1 protein-coding gene is annotated in these 241 nt (G+C 48.1%); it reads right to left on the bottom strand.

Annotated elements, in window-relative coordinates; genetic code table 11:
• On the bottom strand, positions 1-225 hold a 225-nt coding region (locus FS628_RS33380), incomplete at its 3' end, for a PTS glucose transporter subunit IIA (RefSeq protein ID WP_369008925.1).
• Positions 226-241: the final 16 nt, after the last annotated feature.

Here is a 241-nt window from a genome sequence, read left to right on the forward strand (position 1 = left end):
TACCACCTTCTCTCCTTTCCCAACACTATCCCCATCACAGACATATGAAGTCAAATCCTTGCCTTTCACACTCACCGTATTCATACCCACATCAATCAAAATCTCCACCCCATCCTCAGACAACACTCCAATCCCATCTTTCCTCTTCAAAATCCTAACCACTACACCATCCAACCCCCCATATCCCACACCCTTTCTCGCAATCATCCCCCCTCCTTCACCCATCCCTCCACTACACAAC

Origin of the sequence: Paenibacillus xylanexedens, from assembly GCF_007676705.1 — a bacterium.
In the GTDB taxonomy this organism is placed as follows: domain Bacteria; phylum Bacillota; class Bacilli; order Paenibacillales; family Paenibacillaceae; genus Paenibacillus; species Paenibacillus xylanexedens_C.